This window comes from Variovorax fucosicus (assembly GCF_030316825.1).
Classification (GTDB): domain Bacteria; phylum Pseudomonadota; class Gammaproteobacteria; order Burkholderiales; family Burkholderiaceae_C; genus Variovorax; species Variovorax fucosicus.
The window spans coordinates 1,372,642-1,387,334 of the sequence record NZ_JASZYU010000001.1 but is presented as its reverse complement, the minus strand read 5'-3'; the positions used below and the strand labels follow the sequence as shown (position 1 = coordinate 1,387,334).

Sequence of the window (14,693 nt, the reverse complement as noted above, 5' to 3'; positions counted from 1 at the left end):
CATGCCCCAACCCACCGCCATCGTGATCGAGGACGAGCCGCAGATCCGCCGCTTCGTGCGCGGCGCGCTGGAGGCCGAGGGCTGGCAGGTGCACGAAGCCGGGAACCTGCGCGACGGGCTGGCTGCGGCCGGCACGCGCCAGCCCGACCTGCTGGTGCTCGACCTCGGCCTGCCCGACGGCGACGGGGTGACGCTGATCCGCGATGTGCGCGGCTGGTCCGCGGTGCCGATCATCGTGCTGTCGGCCCGCACCGACGAGGCCGACAAGATCGCCGCGCTCGATGCCGGCGCCGACGACTACCTCACCAAACCCTTCGGCACCGGCGAGCTGCTCGCGCGCGTGCGGGCCAACCTGCGTCGCCCGCGCGCGGCCGGGGGCAACGGCGACGAGCCCGAGGCGGTGTTCCGTTTCGGCGAGATCGAACTCGACCGTGCCGCGCGCATCGTGCGCCGCGCCGGTGCCGAGGTGCACCTGACGCCGACCGAATACCGCCTGCTCGCCGTGCTGGTGGCGAACGCCGGCCGCGTGCTCACGCAGCGCCAGCTGCTGCGCGAGGTGTGGGGCCCGTCGCATTCGGAGCAGAGCCACTACCTGCGCATCTACATGGGCCACCTGCGGCAGAAGCTCGAGGCCGATCCGGCGCAGCCGAAGCATCTGCTGACCGAAACGGCGGTGGGCTACCGGCTGGTCGTCTAGGCAAGAAGAAATCCGGGAAAAGAAGCGTCAAACGCGCTGGCGATAATCCGGGCCACAACATGACCCGACTCCTGATCCTCAGCGTGAGCGCCGGCAACGGCCACGTGCGCGCCGCCCAAGCCCTGGCCGCGACGGCCGAAGCATTGAACCCGCCCTGCAGCGCAGTGCACATCGACGCCATGGCCCATGTGGCCGGCGGCTTCCGCAAGGTGTACACGGACTGGTACATCCAGCTCGTGAACCGCGCCCCCGAGGTCTGGTCGTACCTGCACCAGAAGGCCGACAGCACGCCGCACAGCGCCACCTCGCAGCGGCTGCGGCGCGGCATCGAGCGCGTGAGTGCTGGCGCGTTGCTGCGCGAGATCCATCGCGCCAAGCCGAGGGCGATCGTCTGCACCCACTTTCTGCCGGCCGAGTTGCTGATGCGCGAGGGCAATCGCGGCCGGCTCGACTGCCCGGTGTGGCTGCAGGTGACCGACTACGACCTGCACAACATGTGGATCGTGCCCGGCATGGCCGGCTACCTCGCCGCCACCGAAGAAGTGGCTTTCCGCATGCGCGCGCGCGGGCTCCCGGCCGACCGCATCCACGTGACCGGCATCCCGGTGATGCCGGTGTTCTCCCGGCCCGATGCGCCCGAACTGGCGCGCGACGCCTGCGTGTCGCGGCTCGGCCTCGACCCGGCGCGCAAGGTGATCTTGATGGCTTCCGGTGGCGCCGGTGTGGGCGACCTGCCGAGCATGGTCGAGCGCGTGCTGGCGCTCGGCGGGCCGGGCAGCGACTTCCAGGTGATCGCGGTGGCCGGCCGCAATGCGACGGCGCATGAAGCACTGAAGGCGATCGCGCAGCGCCTTCCCGGCCGGCTGGTCGCATTGGGCTTCACCAACGAGATGGAAAAGCTCATGGCCGCGGCCGACCTCGTGGTGACCAAACCGGGTGGCTTGACGATTTCGGAGTGCCTCGCACTCGGCAAGCCGATGCTGCTGGTGTCGCCGATCCCGGGGCAGGAAGAGCACAACGCGGGTTTCCTCATGGAAGAGGGCGCGGCCTGGCTGGCCTACGACAGCATCGGCCTCGAGTACAAGGTTGCGCGCCTCATGGCCGCACCCGAACAGCTCGCGCGCATGGCGCAGAAGAGCCGGAGCCTCGGCAAGCCCGACGCGGCGTGCCGCGTGCTCGACTGCGTGCTCGGCGCATGAACGGCGAACAGCACGAGCGGCGCATCGGCCGCACCATCGGCTACCTCGTGTGGGTCGTCGTCATGGCGTATTTCTTCGCCAACGCCGAGGTTCAGATCGAAGGCGGCGCCGGCTGGGCCACCAGCCTGCCGACCTGGCGCATCGAGAAGCACTGGCTGCTCGACATCTTCTGGGGCGGCCGCGCGATGACCGGCTACCACGCCTGGGTGTTCACCTTCATGGCGCTGGTGTTCTTTGCGCCGCTGGCTTTCAACGGCCGCTGGAGGTGGCGAGAAGCGGGGCTCGCGCTGGTCGGCCTCGTGGTGTTCTGGATCGTCGAAGACTTCCTGTGGTTCATCATCAACCCGGCCTGGGGCTGGGCCCAGTTCAGGCCGGATCTGGTGACCTGGCACAAGCACTGGCTGTTCGGTGCGCCGGTCGACTACTGGATCGGTCTCGGCGCGGCTGCGCTCATCTTGTGGGTGCGGCACCGCCCGCGCCGAAAGGCGCCCGGCGCATGAAGCGCGAAAGCCGAAGGAAGAAGCACGCGCCGCTCGATCGGCCGGCCGATGCGCGCCCCGATGAATGGGCCGACCCGCTGGCCGGCCATGGCCACCGCGTCGAGAACCTGCACCGCATCACACCCACGCTGTACCGCAGTGCGCAGCCGCGGCATGACGACGTGGCCGCGCTCAAGGCGCTCGGCATCCAGACGGTGCTGAGCTTCCGGTCGTACAACAGCGACGAGCGCGCGTTCCGCGGCCACCCCGAGATCGCGCTCGAGCGCGTGCGCATCGACACCTGGTCGATCAATGACGACGAGGTGCTGCGCGCGCTGATTGCGATCCGTAAGGCCGAGCGCAACGGCCCGGTGCTGATCCATTGCTGGCACGGCGCCGACCGCACCGGCGTGGTGGCCGCGGCCTATCGGATGGTGCTGCAGGGCTGGCGCAAGGAGGATGCGCTGCGCGAGATGTTTCGCGGCGGCTACGGCTACCACACGCTGTGGCGCAACATCCCGCGCTACCTGGAGCGGCTGGACGTGGAGAAGATGCGCGCAGCGCTGGTGCAGGCGGGGGTTGCCTAGTCCTTCGTCTCCTGCCTCTTCGTCTCCTGGCCCTTGCGCCGCGCGGCCCGCGCTGCCGCAGCGTCCCGCACCGCGTGCTCCGTGAAGCTGTTGGCGGGGTGCATCACTTCGAGCGCGATCTCTTCCAGCGTCACATCGACCGGGCTGCCGAACACCGTGATGGCCGTGATGAACGAGAGGCGACCGATGCGGGTGTCGATGTCGAGCGTCATCGCCGGCCCGCCCGTCGATTCGTCGATCGGGCCGATGCCGCCTGGCCAGGCCAGCGTTTCGCGCAGCAGCGCGCCGAGGTGGGGATCGGCAGTCAGCTCGAACTGGCGGCGCATCTGCACGATGAAGTGGGAGCGCCACGATGGCAGGTTGTGCACGCGCGACGCCATGCCCTGGGGGTGCAGCATGAGCCGCACGACGTTGGTGGGCGGCACCAGCAGGGCAGCATCGACGCCTTCGTACAGCTCCGGCACGCCGTCGTTGCGACACACGACGTCCCAGTGCCGGTCGATCACATAGGCTGGAAACGGCGCGTGCCGCGCCAGCGTGATGTCGATGATCGAGCGCACCGGGTCGAACGACGGGTCGTCGAAGCGCCGCTGCTCGAACACCGGCGCAAAGCCCGCCGCCCTGAGCAGCATGTTGCGCTCGCGCAATGGAATCTCGAGTTCGTCGGCCAGCCGCAGGATCAGCTCGCGCCCGGGTTGCGCGCGCCCGGTTTCCACAAAACTCAGGTGCCGCGCCGACACCTCGGCCTGCAGGGCCAGCGCCATCTGGCTCAGGTGCCGGCGCTCGCGCCAGCTGCGCAGGCGGTCACCTGGCGACGGGGGTTGCGGCGCGACGCGGGTGTCCATCGCGTCAGCATAGTGCAGTCGGTGCGCCGTCGCCTTACCTGCGGGTAATCGACGCGGCCGGGCGCAGCGTGCACAGTCCGGTCCATGCCCACACCCGAAACCCTTGAGCTTTTTATTGCCCGCGTCGAAGCCAATGCGCACGACGAAGCCGTCGAGGCGTTCTATGCGCCGAACGTCTCGATGCAGGAAAACCAGTCCGAGCCGCGCATCGGGCGCGATTCCGCGGTGGCGCGCGAGCGCGCGATCCTGGCCCGGGCCGTGTCGATCCGGTCTCAGTGCGTGCGGCCGGTGCTGGTGAATGGCGACCATGTCGCGATCCGCTGGATCTTCGAGTTCGAATGGCCCGACGGCACCGTCACGCACATGGAGGAGATCGCCTGGCAGCGCTGGGAAGGCGAGCGGCTGGCACAGGAGACCTTCTTCTACGATCCGGCGCAGCGCGTGCCGAAGCCCAAGACGGGCGCGTAGCGGGCGCAGCGGTCTGTGCGCGTCGCGCGTCTTCTCAGTGGCCGTGCGCGGTTTCCGCCGCCACGATCTGGTGCAGCACCGAGCCGGGGTCGGTGCGCTCGGTGAGCGCGCGCACCTCGCGCTGCCCCTCGTCCTCGATGCCCATCTGGCTGGCCATGCGCGTCACGAGCCGCAGCATCGCGGTCATCTCGCGTTCGGTGAGCAGGTTGATCTGCAAGTCCAGATGATGGCGGCGTTCGTCCTGCTCCAGCGACATGTTCTGGCTGATGAGGATCAGGATCGACAGAAAAATCGCTTCGAGCGACACCAAGAACAGCAGGAAGGTGAACGGGTAGGGGTCGAGCTTCCAGACCAACTGGTTCACCAGGATCCAGCCCACGAACACCACGGCGTTGGCCGCGAGGAAGCTCAGCGTGCCGCAGAAGGCCGCGATGCGCGAGACCGCGCGGTACAGCGCCGGCTTCGCGTTCTGCTGATCGTCTTCCAGGCAAAGAATCGTCTCGATGTTGTGGCGCGTCAGCGCCTCGATCGTCGGGGCCGAGGCGGGGTGAGTGTCGTGCTTCGTCATCTTGGGGGCTCCTTGGGCTGTTGCGGTCCTGCGCGCGCACAGCGCCCCGCATGCTGCGGCGCAATGCGGGCACGCGTTGTCGGACAGCGATGCGAAGCCGCATAGGTGCCCGCCGCCTGCGGCATCGCCCTACATGGGCCGTCACGTCGGGCCGACGCAACGCGCGAGTCGTCGGCCGATCATGAAGCTTCATCCCTCCCCAACTTTCAACTTCCAGGAGATCATGCATGTCCAGTGACAACTACAACCCCATTGAGTCCGACAGTGCGACAAAGCTCGGCGACGAGGAAACTCTCGGCGTGCTGAACGACCTGCTCGAAAATGCACGCGATGGCGAGTACGGGTTCCGCGCCTGCGCCCAGCAGGTGGAAAACGCGCAATTGAAGCAGGTGTTCAACGACCGCGCGATCGAATGCCGCCGCACAGCCGAAGAGCTGGTGCAATGGATCACACGCCGTGGCGGGGCGCCAGCCGACGGCGGCAGTGCCACCGGGGCGCTGCATCGCGGCTGGGTCAACCTGAAAGGCGCCGTTGGCGCCAACAGCGACGTATCGATTCTCGAGGAATGCGAACGCGGCGAAGACGCCGCGCTGGCCCGCTATCGCAAGGCGCTGAAGAGCGATGCCCTGCCCGCCGACGTGCGCAGCCTGATCGAGCAGCAGATGCTGGGCGCGCAGCGCAATCACGACCAGATCAAGGCCCTGCGCGATCAGGCCAAAGCGGTGTCCTGAAGCGGGGTCGACCACCGGCTGCTGCGCGGTGTTCGTGCGGTTCGGGATAGCATGACGCCCCGAACATGACCGATCCCGCTTCTTCCTCCTCATCCTCCGTTTCCGGCGCGGTGCGCCTCAACAAGCGCATGGCCGAGCTCGGCCTGTGCTCGCGCCGCGAGGCCGACCTCTGGATCGAGCAGGGCTGGGTCAAGGTCAACGGGCAGGTCGCGCCGATGGGTGTCAAGGTGACACCGGCGGATCGCGTGGAGGTCGACAAGAAGGCGCACGGCCACCAGGCCACGCAGGTCACGATCATCCTGCACAAGCCCATGGGTTACGTGAGCGGCCAGGCCGAAGACGGGCACGAACCCGCGGTGATGCTGATCAACCCGCGCACGCATTGGCGTGAAGACACCAGCACACACCGTTTTTCGCCGCCGCAACTGCGCGGGTTGGCGCCGGCCGGGCGGCTCGACATCGACTCGGTCGGCCTGCTCGTGCTGACGCAGGACGGCCGGGTCGCGCGCCAGCTGATCGGCGAAGACTCGGGCATGGAAAAGGAATACCTGGTGCGCGTGACCTGGTCGCCGCCTGGCAGCGGGCCCGGCGACATGGGCGACATCAGCACCGACGTGCAGCGTGTCTTTCCGCCGGCGCAGCTGGCGCGGCTGCGCCACGGCCTCAGCCTCGACGGCCAGCCGCTCAAGCCGGCCCGGGTCGACTGGCAGAACCCCGAGCAGCTGCGCTTCGTGCTGACCGAAGGCAAGAAGCGCCAGATCCGGCGCATGTGCGAGCAGGTCGGGCTCAAGGTGGTCGGCCTCAAGCGCATCCGCATCGGCCGGGTGGTCTTGGGCAACCTGCCGGCTGGCCAGTGGCGCTATCTGGGCGCCCACGAGAAGTTCTAGGCTAGGGTGCGCTGCTAAGCCGCGCAGGCCTTGTTGTGGGACGCGTGCATGCCCTTCGCCTTGGCATCGGCCTCGCTCAGGTATTCGCCCTTTTTGGTCTTGCCGTAGTAGCGGTCGCCCATGCAGTGGTAGACCTTGGTCTCGTCGTTGGCCCACACCTTGCCGGCACCGCCACCAGGTGCGGCCGCCATGGTTGACGGATCGTTCTTCTCATTCTTCTTGGCAGGCGTGCTGCTGGCGGTTGACGCTGCTGGCGCCGCGGGTGCCGCGGCCGTTGCTGGTTGGGCATCGGCCTTGCCGTACCAGGTCTTGATGCCCTTGTGACCGCGGCAGGCGCCGGACTTGGTGTCGGGTGCCGCGTAGCTGCCGTCCTTGCACTGAACCGTGCTGCCCGCGGGTGCATCGGCCGGCAGCGTCTGGGCCTGGGCGGCCAGCATGCCGATCAAGCCGGCAGCAGCCAGCAGGGTCTGGAAGGAAAGCTTCATTCAATGAACTCCGGAAAAAGGGGTGTAGCGGGCGCCGCGCGATCGTGGCCCCCGAAAGCCAGCACAGGCTGACCTGGCATGGCGCCGGTGGGTGAACGCCGCAGGCTCACGCGCGGCTAAGAAAACCGGCGTAGCCTCGCGCAGCCGAGGAGTCACTTTGCGCGCATTGCTGGTGGAAGACGACGAGATGATCGGGCGCAGCCTGCAGCAGGCGCTCGAGGGAGCGGGCTGGTCGGTCGACTGGGTGCGCGACGGCATGCTGGCGCAGAGTGCGCTGAGCGATGGGGGCTATGCCTGCGCGCTGCTCGACCTCGGCCTGCCGGGGCAGGACGGCAACGAGGTGCTGCGCCGCGCACGCGAATGCGGCGACGCGACCCCGGTGCTTGTGCTCACGGCGCGCGACGGGCTCGAAGAGCGCATCCACAGCCTCGACCTCGGCGCCGACGACTACCTGCTCAAGCCCTTTGCGTTTCGTGAACTGCTGGCGCGCATGCGGGCCGTGGTGCGGCGGCGCGCCGGTGCGGCCCATTCGCTGATCGGCACTGGCGCACTGCAGCTCGACCTGACCACGCGCGAAGTGCTGCAGAACGGCACGCGCGATGCGCTTACGGCGCGCGAGTTCGCCTTGCTGCATGCACTGCTGGAGCGCCCGGGCGCGATCCTCTCGCGCGAGCAGCTCGAGAACCGCATCTACGGCTGGGGCGAAGAGGTCACGAGCAACGCGGTCGATGTGCTGATCCACGGCATGCGCCGCAAGATCGGGCCCGACGCGATCCGCAACGTGCGGGGGCTTGGCTGGCGCGTCGTCGTTGCGCCGTGAAGGGCGGTGGCCGCTATTCGCTGCGCAGGCGGTTGCTGCTGGGGCTGGTCACGCTGCACGTGCTGGCCGCAGGGCTCACGGCTTGGTTGTCGTATGGCGCCTATGGACGGCTGGTTCACACCTTCATGGATGACCAGATGCGACTGGTGGCCGAGTCGTATGCGGCCAACCGCAAGCCTGCGCAACTGCAGACGCTGGGGCCGGACGATGTGGCCACGCGTGGCGCCTTCGTCGTGCAGGTCTGGAGCGGCGACGGTGGCACGCTGCTTTCCAGCGCCTTTGCGCCGGCGGTCGTGCCGCTGCAGCCGGCGGCCGGCTTTGCGGATGTGCGCAGCGGCGCGGGCGACGCCGAAACCTGGCGCGTCTACACCGCTGCGTTGCCCGACGACCGGCATGCCGCGCGGCTGCGCGTGCAGGTGATCCAGAGCGAGGCGTTCCGTCGCCATCGCATCGCGCGGCGCGCGCTGCTCGAGGGGCTGCCGGTGGCGCTGCTGCTGCCGGCCACGCTGCTGGTGTTGTGGTTGATCGTGTCGGCCGCTTCGCGCGCCCTGCGCGGGGCGGCGCGCGAGGTGGCCGCGCGGGACGAACGCAGCTTGTCCGAGCTGACGCTGGCGCGGGTGCCCGACGAGATCGACCCGCTGGTGGCCGCCTTCAACAGCCTGCTGGCGCGGCTGCGCGATGCCTTCGCCAACCAGCGCCGCTTCGTGCAGGATGCAGCGCACGAGCTGCGCACGCCCATGACCGCAATCGGCCTGCAGGTCGAGAACCTGCGCGCGCATGTACCGGCCGGCGCCGCGGACGAACGCTTTGCGCAGCTCGAAGCGGGCGTGCTGCGCGCCCAGCACCTGATCGAGCAGCTGCTGAGCCTGTCGCGGCAGGAGGCACCCGGAGACGACGCGGTGCGCGAGCCGGTCGATGTGACGGCGCTGCTGCGCGAGAGCCTGGGCCAGCGCATGGTGCTGGCCGACCAGCGCCGCGTCGATGTCGGCTTCGAGGGCGCCATCGCGCCGGTGCTCACGGCGTCGGCCGGTGACCTGCGCTGCGTGTTCGACAACCTGATCGACAACGCACTGCGCCATGTGCCCGAAGGCGGCACGGTCGATGTGCACGTGCATGCGGTCGATGGCCGTGCGGTGGTCGATGTGGTCGACAACGGCCCCGGCATCGCGCCCGAATGGCGCAGCCGCGTGTTCGACCGCTTCTTTCGCGTGCCGGGCGCGTCGCCGGGTGGCAGCGGCCTTGGCCTGGCGATCGCGCAAGCCGCGGCAGCGCGACAGGGCGTGCGCATCGAGCTGCGCGACCGGCAGCAGGACGGCGAGCGCAGCGGCAGCCTGAGCGGCCTGGTCGCCCGTGTGCACCTGCTCATTCCGGCCTAAGTCTTTGCTCATGCCGGGCTCAGACCCATTGCCTAGAGTTGTTGCACCTCAATCACTGTCCAGGAGACCTGCCATGAACGCATCCCTCAAATTCCTTGCTGCCAGCGGTTTCGTCATGCTCGCCGCCGCCGTCGGCCCGCTCACTGCCATGGCCGACACCACCGACGGTTCCGACTACCACCCGCTGCAGATGAACTCGCCGGAAAGCGCAGAGGTGCAGGCCGGTGCCGTGGCGGCCGCGCACGCAACCGGCACAGAGGCGATCGGCCAGTCAACCGGTGCACCGGCGATGGCTTCGCAAGTGTCGTCCGACGACGTCTACCAGGGCGCCGTGGCCGCCTCGCATGCCAGCGGCACCGAAGCCATCGGGCAGTCGACGGCGCTGCCCATGCCCACTGGCGGCACCGGCGAATGATGCTGCACGGGCTATCCTGCGGCCTGGATCCACCAGGCCGTCAGGAGAACCCCCGTGCACACCTTTTCCATCAAGACCATCGCTGCCTGCGCCGCACTGGCGGGCGCCGGCGCGCTTTTTCCCCTGAGCGTCCAGGCTCAGCAGGGCACCATCAATGCACTGTGCAGCACCGACGCCGGCTGGTGCGAAATGGCCGCGGCGACGTTCACGCGCGAGACCGGCATCAAGGTGAACCAGGCGCACAAGGGCACCGGCGAAATCGGCGCGCAGCTTCGCGCCGAAGCGGCGAACCCCAAGACCGACATCTGGTGGGGCGGCACCGGCGATCCGTTCCTACAGGCGGCCGAGCAGGGCCTGCTCGATGCCTACCGGCCGGCCTACATCAACGACCTGCACGATTGGGCGGTGCGCCAGTACGCCATGAGCGGCAACCAGGTCGGCGGCTTCTACACCAGCACCATCGGCTTCGGTTTCAACACCGACGTGCTCAAGAAGAAGAAGCTGGCCGAGCCCAAGTGCTGGGCCGATCTGGTCAAGCCCGAGTACAAGGGCGAGATCGAGATTTCGCACCCTGCGACCAGCGGAACGGCCTACACCATCATCGCGGGCCTGGTGCAGCAGATGGGCGAAGACGCGGCGTTCGACTACCTGAAAAAGCTGCACCGGAACACCAACACCTACACCCGCAGCGGCCAGGCCCAGGCACCCAACGTGGCGAAGGGTGAAGTCGGCATCGGCGTGAGTTTCCTGTTCGGCTTCGAGAAGTGGCGCTACGAGAAATTTCCGGTCAAGACTGCATCGCCTTGCGAAGGCACCGGTTACGAGATTGGCGGCATTGCCCTCGTGAAGGGCGCGCGCAACAAGGCCAATGCCGTGAAGTTCTATGACTGGCTCATGAGCCCGGCCGGTCAGGCCATCGGCGCCAAGGCCGGCAGCTTCCAGACGCCCGCCAACAAGACCTTCAAGCCCGATTCGCGCATCCCGTCCTCCGACGGCGTCAAGCTCATCAAGTACGACTTCGAGAAGTACGGCAAGGCGGCCGAGCGCCGGCGGCTGATCGAGCGCTGGACCCGGGAGGTGGAGTCGCAGCCGCGCTGAACGGCGCCGCGTCTTCAGCGGTCGCGTCGAACCGCGAAGTCGGCGGTCGCGGTGCCCCGCACGTACACCTGCACCGGCACGCCCTCGCGTGCTGCGGGTGTCCACGGCAGCGGCAGGTTGTCCGGCACCACCTCGATCTGGTAGCTGCCGGCGGCCACCGACGGAAAGCTGTAGTAGCCCTGCGCATCGGTGCGCGCCACGTAGCGGCGGTTCAGCATCACCGTGACATTGGGCACGCCGCCCTCGCTGGCCTCGCGCTTGCCGTTGTTGTCCTGGTCGAAGTACACATGGCCTTCGAGGCGGCCGGAACCGGCACCGGCGCCGCCGCCGATCGGCGCGCTGGCGCTGCCCGCACGCGCTTCCCAGCGCAGCGCGATCTGCATCGTGCGGCTCGACGGCAGCGTGAGGATCGGTGCCTGCGTGGCGGTGGTGAGGGCCGACACCACGGCCGGGTTGAGCGATTCCTGCCCGCGCGCCGCCGTGTACTGCGCGATGAACGACCAGCCGCCGCCGAGCGGCCAGCTCACGCGCGCATTCGCGTTCAGGAACTTGCTGCTGTTGTCGCCGATGCCGTTGCTGCCGCGCAGGCTCAGGTCGACACGCCCCCCGGCGAGGAAGGGCATGCTGCCCAGCACGCCCCAGATCACCGAGCGCGAAGTGACGCTGGACTGCATCGACTGCTCGAATGCCAGCGTGGTCGAGAGCGATTGCGATTCGCCCACGGCCCAGGCATGGTCGACGCCCAGGCGCACCACCCGCTGGTCGCGGCCGTTCGCCACATCGGCGCGCCACTGGCTCTGGCCCCATTGCGGCGAGATGTGCTCCCAGGTGAGCTGCAGCGATTGCGCGGCCGCCGTGCCGGTGCGTGCGGCCACGGTACCGGACAGCGCATCGCGCGAGTCGAAGCGGTAGCGCCCGAACAGGTTGCCGAACAGCGAGCGCCCCTGCAAGCCGCTCACGCTCTCGCTGACCTCGACATTGCCGCCGAGCTGCCATTGCCGTGTCGACACGTCCGCGCGCCAGCTCGCGCCGCGCAGGTCGCCCGCGATCGGGTTGCTGCCCCAACGCAATGACGGGTCGAAATAGAACACGCTTGCGCCCTGCTGCGCCCAGTTGCTGCGCCAGCTCGAATCGACCCAGAAGCCGTTGGCCGAATCGGTCGGCGCGAGCGAGCCGGCATAGGAAGGCTTGCCCGCGCTGTGCGCGTAGTTGGCCTGCACGCGCAGCCCGCCGGGCCGCTCCTGCACCGGGCCGATGCCCGGGCCGAGCGAGTCGGCCCACGGCGCCACGCCCTGCCAGGACACCGCGCCCCAGAACGACTGGGAGTCCTGCGCGTAGCCGGACAGGCCGTTCTGGTTGACGTTGCGGGTCTCGACCCACTGGAAGGCCGCGTCGGTGCGGCCGATGCCGAGCTGTGTTTCGGGGCCCGTGATCTGCTGCTGCGCGCCGAAGGTCGCAACGCTGCCGCGCCCCAGCGTGAAGCCTTGCGACGTGAGCCCATCGAAGTAGCCGAGACGGCCGGCCGAGGCATTCAGCACGGTGCTGCCGCCGCGCTCGAAACTGGTGGAAAAGCCTTCGATCGGCAGCGAGGGCAGGTAGACGCGCCCGATGCCGCGCGACATCGGCGTGGCGGCGGTGTTGATGTCGCCGATGCTGCTGTTGGCGAACCAGCCGTTGTTGAACGGCATGGCGCGCTGGTCGATGCGGCCCGTGTTGCCGTTGCGGTAGGACAGGCTGTAGAGATTGCCGGTCTGGCCCGACAGGTCGTAGGCGGTGACGGGGTTGCGATAACGGTTGATGTTCAGGTTGGCCGAAAACGCGCCGTAGTTCGGCGTGTCGAGGTGGCCTTCGAGCTTGAGCGTTTCGTTGCGTGTGTCCGTGAGGCCGCCGCTTTGCCGCAGCGATTGCAGCTCGACGCTGCCGCCGCGCGGCCAGCCGGTGTCAGGCGCCTGGTCGTCCGGCTCGTCGAGCGTGGCCTGCGGCCCGCTCTCGAGCAGCCGGTCTTCATAGGCCGCCGGTGCCGGCTCCGCGGCGTGGCTGCTCAGCGCAGTGCCCGCGCCGAGCATGCCGAGCGCGCACCCGATCAGCCGGCATTTCATGGGGCGAAGCGCTGGTCGACGGTGATCGAGCCGGATTCACCCCATTCAAGCTTGCCGCGCACGGTGACCGGAAAGCGCACCTGCACCTGCGCGTCGATGTTGCCCGGGCGCGTGGCGCTGAGCGCGATGTCGCGCGTCTCGCCGGGCAGGATCGGCGAGGTGGCGGCGGTGAACTCGAGCGCCGTGCCGCTGGCATCGGTGCCGCTCAGAAAACCGCTGAGCCGGCCGTGCGCGGTGCCGTCGTTGCGCACCTTGAGGGTCGGCACCGGCTGGCCGTTGACCGGTTGCACCACGCTGCCGACCACGCTGAGCACGGGCTTCACGTCGCCGATCGCCACGTAGACGATCACGCCGACGCGGGCCGAAAGCGCGATCGGCACGCCGGGCCCCGCGGCCTGCTCCTTGCCTTCGATCAGAACCGCGAAGCGGCACTCCGTCGGCGTCGCATCGGCCGGCGGCGTGACCTCGAAGCGGTAGCGATAGGGCCGGCCTGGCGGCACCAGGAGCTCCTTGCGCTCGATCGCAACCCAGGGGCGGCAACTGCCGGGCGCGAGTGCGTCGATGAAGTCGACCGAGCCATCGGGCTTGAAGGTCCAGTCGGCTGTGCGGACGGTGTAGCTGCCCGGACGAACGTCGACCTGCGAGAGTTCGATCACGCTGCGGATCGGCGTGCCGGGCTTGCCCGCCAGCTCGAAGCGCGGCGGCGACACCGCCAACGCGAACTGCGCGAAGGCCACGGGGCACAGCGCACCCAGACTGAGCGCCAGCAGCGCGCGGCGGCACCAGGCGGTCGAAAACACAGGGGGGGTCAAGGCGATACCTCGATCTCGAAATAGAACTGGAGCGATTGCGCGCGCGTCAGCAGGCGGCCGTCGGCCACCAGGTTGAGCTGGATCGTCTCGGTCAAGATGGCGTCGCGCACCAGGCCGTCGTACACCAGTGTGCGGCCGCCGCTGCGTAGCGCGCCGGGCAGCAGGCGGCCCTGGGTGCGCCAGGTGGCCTGGAGTTGTTCGCCCTCGGTCGGCGCCAATAGCATGTAGATGCGGGCCGGGCGGTTGAGCCAGCTCGCCAGGTTCAGGCGCAGCGCCACGTTGAGCTGGCCTTCGACCGTGTTGTCACCGCCGCGTGACGGCACCAGCTGGCGCCATTTCATGGGGGTGACAGGCTGGCTCACCACCGTGCCGGTGTCGTCGACGCGGTAGGTGGCGGCCTGCACCGTGCTCCAAAACAAGGCGGCAAGCAGCGCCAGCGCAAGGAGCCGCTTCATGGCGCGACCAATTGGTAGGTGGCGCGGCCTGTGAAGGTCCCGGCCGGCGCCAGCTGCGCATTGGCATAGCTGAAGGTGAGGCAACTCTCGAACCAGTTGTTGAGTGCGACCGACAGCAGCGTCTGCGTCGAGCCGCCGGCGAAGGTTCCGCTCGGAATCGTGGCGGAGGCGTCCTGGGCGCCGCCCGACACCCACGAGATTGTGCTGAACGGGATCGTGTCGCTGCTGGCGTTGACCAGATTGAGAGGCGTCGTGACACTCAAGGTGGCGCTCGCGCCTGTCAAGCTCGGCAAGCGATAAAAGCCGCCCACGTACACCTGCCCGGTGCCCGGGGTGCAGAACGCGAAGTTGTCGTATGGGCTGTTGGAGACCGTGCTGTTGGTCGACATGGTTTGCGCGCCGCTGCCGATCGCGCTCGCGCCGACCGTCGCGGTCACCGTGTTGATCGTCGTGTTGTCGCCCGGCGTTCCGCCGCCCTGGTAGGTGCCGGTGAAGGTGCCGGTGCCAACCTGCAGGTAGAGGGCACGCGTGCCCACCCCGATGCCCACCAGGTAAGCCTGTGCGGCGCTGCAGCCGAACAGGCCGGACAGCGCCAGCGCGCACGCTGAAGCGGGACGGATGGGCAGGAGCGTCAGGAGCATGGGAGGTATCACCGGGTGCGATTGTCCGTTG

Annotated in this window: 18 protein-coding genes; 11 read left to right on the top strand and 7 right to left on the bottom strand. The window is 68.7% G+C overall.

Annotated elements, in window-relative coordinates; all coding sequences use genetic code 11:
- The first annotated feature begins 1 nt into the window (after position 1).
- The 4 genes from kdpE to QTI05_RS06420 are packed head-to-tail and all read left to right on the top strand — an operon-like array spanning position 2 to position 2,962.
- Positions 2-697 carry a two-component system response regulator KdpE gene (kdpE, locus tag QTI05_RS06435; protein WP_286541325.1) on the top strand — a complete coding sequence of 232 codons (696 nt, stop codon included), beginning with the start codon at positions 2-4 and terminating at the stop codon, positions 695-697.
- A 59-nt stretch (positions 698-756) separates the two neighbouring features.
- Positions 757-1,896: an MGDG synthase family glycosyltransferase gene (locus tag QTI05_RS06430; RefSeq protein ID WP_286623497.1), complete on the top strand. Its 1,140-nt coding sequence runs from the start codon at positions 757-759 to the stop codon at positions 1,894-1,896.
- Positions 1,893-2,396, top strand: coding sequence for a hypothetical protein (locus QTI05_RS06425; RefSeq protein ID WP_286623495.1), 504 nt, complete (start codon positions 1,893-1,895; stop codon positions 2,394-2,396). Before QTI05_RS06430 ends, QTI05_RS06425 begins: the two co-directional genes overlap by 4 nt.
- Positions 2,393-2,962: a tyrosine-protein phosphatase gene (locus tag QTI05_RS06420; protein ID WP_286623493.1), complete on the top strand. Its 570-nt coding sequence runs from the start codon at positions 2,393-2,395 to the stop codon at positions 2,960-2,962. The genes QTI05_RS06425 and QTI05_RS06420 overlap by 4 nt, the downstream gene beginning before the upstream one ends.
- Here the strand turns inward: QTI05_RS06420 and QTI05_RS06415 are convergent.
- Positions 2,959-3,807 carry a helix-turn-helix domain-containing protein gene (locus QTI05_RS06415; protein WP_286623492.1) on the bottom strand — a complete coding sequence of 283 codons (849 nt, stop codon included), beginning with the start codon at positions 3,805-3,807 and terminating at the stop codon, positions 2,959-2,961. The genes QTI05_RS06420 and QTI05_RS06415 overlap by 4 nt on opposite strands.
- An 84-nt stretch (positions 3,808-3,891) precedes the next feature.
- Here QTI05_RS06415 and QTI05_RS06410 point away from each other — a divergent pair, with 84 nt between their 5' ends.
- Complete coding sequence (locus tag QTI05_RS06410; protein ID WP_286541331.1) at positions 3,892-4,275, top strand: nuclear transport factor 2 family protein; 384 nt, start codon at positions 3,892-3,894, stop codon at positions 4,273-4,275.
- A gap of 34 nt (positions 4,276-4,309) precedes the next feature.
- On the opposite strand, the gene QTI05_RS06405 is transcribed toward QTI05_RS06410, so the two are convergent.
- A complete protein-coding gene (locus QTI05_RS06405) occupies positions 4,310-4,843 on the bottom strand; it encodes a DUF1003 domain-containing protein (protein WP_286541332.1) in 534 nt (177 codons plus the stop codon).
- A gap of 227 nt (positions 4,844-5,070) precedes the next feature.
- On the opposite strand from QTI05_RS06405, the gene QTI05_RS06400 reads away from it, so the two are divergent.
- Positions 5,071-5,574 carry a ferritin-like domain-containing protein gene (locus tag QTI05_RS06400; RefSeq protein WP_286623490.1) on the top strand — a complete coding sequence of 168 codons (504 nt, stop codon included), beginning with the start codon at positions 5,071-5,073 and terminating at the stop codon, positions 5,572-5,574.
- 65 nt (positions 5,575-5,639) lie between these two features.
- Positions 5,640-6,461, top strand: a complete 822-nt coding sequence (locus tag QTI05_RS06395) for a pseudouridine synthase (protein ID WP_286623489.1) — start codon at positions 5,640-5,642, stop codon at positions 6,459-6,461.
- Positions 6,462-6,475: 14 nt separating this feature from the next.
- Here QTI05_RS06395 and QTI05_RS06390 read toward each other — a convergent pair whose 3' ends face one another.
- Positions 6,476-6,946, bottom strand: coding sequence for a DUF3761 domain-containing protein (locus QTI05_RS06390; RefSeq protein ID WP_286541335.1), 471 nt, complete (start codon positions 6,944-6,946; stop codon positions 6,476-6,478).
- A 157-nt stretch (positions 6,947-7,103) separates the two neighbouring features.
- On the opposite strand from QTI05_RS06390, the gene QTI05_RS06385 reads away from it, so the two are divergent.
- From QTI05_RS06385 to QTI05_RS06370, 4 genes are all read left to right on the top strand, one after another.
- On the top strand, positions 7,104-7,766 hold the full coding sequence (locus tag QTI05_RS06385; RefSeq protein ID WP_286623488.1) for a response regulator: 663 nt from the start codon (positions 7,104-7,106) through the stop codon (positions 7,764-7,766).
- The gene (locus tag QTI05_RS06380) at positions 7,763-9,142 is read left to right on the top strand and encodes a sensor histidine kinase (RefSeq protein ID WP_286623486.1); all 1,380 of its coding nucleotides are present in this window, start codon (positions 7,763-7,765) and stop codon (positions 9,140-9,142) included. The genes QTI05_RS06385 and QTI05_RS06380 overlap by 4 nt, the downstream gene beginning before the upstream one ends.
- 73 nt (positions 9,143-9,215) lie before the next feature.
- Positions 9,216-9,557 carry a hypothetical protein gene (locus QTI05_RS06375; RefSeq protein ID WP_286623484.1) on the top strand — a complete coding sequence of 114 codons (342 nt, stop codon included), beginning with the start codon at positions 9,216-9,218 and terminating at the stop codon, positions 9,555-9,557.
- A gap of 54 nt (positions 9,558-9,611) precedes the next feature.
- Positions 9,612-10,655 carry an ABC transporter substrate-binding protein gene (locus QTI05_RS06370; RefSeq protein WP_286623482.1) on the top strand — a complete coding sequence of 348 codons (1,044 nt, stop codon included), beginning with the start codon at positions 9,612-9,614 and terminating at the stop codon, positions 10,653-10,655.
- A 14-nt stretch (positions 10,656-10,669) separates the two neighbouring features.
- Here the strand turns inward: QTI05_RS06370 and QTI05_RS06365 are convergent, their stop codons facing one another.
- Genes QTI05_RS06365 through QTI05_RS06350 form a run of 4 tightly spaced genes read right to left on the bottom strand, consistent with a single transcriptional unit; the run spans position 10,670 to position 14,662 of the window.
- Positions 10,670-12,754 carry an SdrD B-like domain-containing protein gene (locus QTI05_RS06365; RefSeq protein ID WP_286623480.1) on the bottom strand — a complete coding sequence of 695 codons (2,085 nt, stop codon included), beginning with the start codon at positions 12,752-12,754 and terminating at the stop codon, positions 10,670-10,672.
- A complete protein-coding gene (locus QTI05_RS06360) occupies positions 12,751-13,566 on the bottom strand; it encodes a hypothetical protein (protein WP_286623478.1) in 816 nt (271 codons plus the stop codon). The genes QTI05_RS06365 and QTI05_RS06360 overlap by 4 nt, the downstream gene beginning before the upstream one ends.
- The gene (locus tag QTI05_RS06355; protein WP_286623476.1) at positions 13,563-14,021 is read right to left on the bottom strand and encodes a hypothetical protein; all 459 of its coding nucleotides are present in this window, start codon (positions 14,019-14,021) and stop codon (positions 13,563-13,565) included. Before QTI05_RS06355 ends, QTI05_RS06360 begins: the two co-directional genes overlap by 4 nt.
- The gene (locus QTI05_RS06350) at positions 14,018-14,662 is read right to left on the bottom strand and encodes a hypothetical protein (protein ID WP_286623475.1); all 645 of its coding nucleotides are present in this window, start codon (positions 14,660-14,662) and stop codon (positions 14,018-14,020) included. The genes QTI05_RS06355 and QTI05_RS06350 overlap by 4 nt, the downstream gene beginning before the upstream one ends.
- Positions 14,663-14,693: the final 31 nt, after the last annotated feature.

Excerpts from the sequence above, each read along its gene's own strand:
- kdpE (WP_286541325.1), top strand. The coding sequence starts at position 2 with ATGCCCCAACCCACCGCCATCGTGATCGAGGACGAGCCGCAGATCCGC.
- QTI05_RS06430 (WP_286623497.1), top strand. The coding sequence starts at position 757 with ATGACCCGACTCCTGATCCTCAGCGTGAGCGCCGGCAACGGCCACGTG.
- QTI05_RS06425 (WP_286623495.1), top strand. The coding sequence starts at position 1,893 with ATGAACGGCGAACAGCACGAGCGGCGCATCGGCCGCACCATCGGCTAC.
- QTI05_RS06420 (WP_286623493.1), top strand. The coding sequence starts at position 2,393 with ATGAAGCGCGAAAGCCGAAGGAAGAAGCACGCGCCGCTCGATCGGCCG.
- QTI05_RS06415 (WP_286623492.1), bottom strand. The coding sequence starts at position 3,807 with ATGGACACCCGCGTCGCGCCGCAACCCCCGTCGCCAGGTGACCGCCTG.
- QTI05_RS06410 (WP_286541331.1), top strand. The coding sequence starts at position 3,892 with ATGCCCACACCCGAAACCCTTGAGCTTTTTATTGCCCGCGTCGAAGCC.
- QTI05_RS06405 (WP_286541332.1), bottom strand. The coding sequence starts at position 4,843 with ATGACGAAGCACGACACTCACCCCGCCTCGGCCCCGACGATCGAGGCG.
- QTI05_RS06400 (WP_286623490.1), top strand. The coding sequence starts at position 5,071 with ATGTCCAGTGACAACTACAACCCCATTGAGTCCGACAGTGCGACAAAG.
- QTI05_RS06395 (WP_286623489.1), top strand. The coding sequence starts at position 5,640 with ATGACCGATCCCGCTTCTTCCTCCTCATCCTCCGTTTCCGGCGCGGTG.
- QTI05_RS06390 (WP_286541335.1), bottom strand. The coding sequence starts at position 6,946 with ATGAAGCTTTCCTTCCAGACCCTGCTGGCTGCTGCCGGCTTGATCGGC.
- QTI05_RS06375 (WP_286623484.1), top strand. The coding sequence starts at position 9,216 with ATGAACGCATCCCTCAAATTCCTTGCTGCCAGCGGTTTCGTCATGCTC.
- QTI05_RS06365 (WP_286623480.1), bottom strand. The coding sequence starts at position 12,754 with ATGAAATGCCGGCTGATCGGGTGCGCGCTCGGCATGCTCGGCGCGGGC.
- QTI05_RS06355 (WP_286623476.1), bottom strand. The coding sequence starts at position 14,021 with ATGAAGCGGCTCCTTGCGCTGGCGCTGCTTGCCGCCTTGTTTTGGAGC.
- QTI05_RS06350 (WP_286623475.1), bottom strand. The coding sequence starts at position 14,662 with ATGCTCCTGACGCTCCTGCCCATCCGTCCCGCTTCAGCGTGCGCGCTG.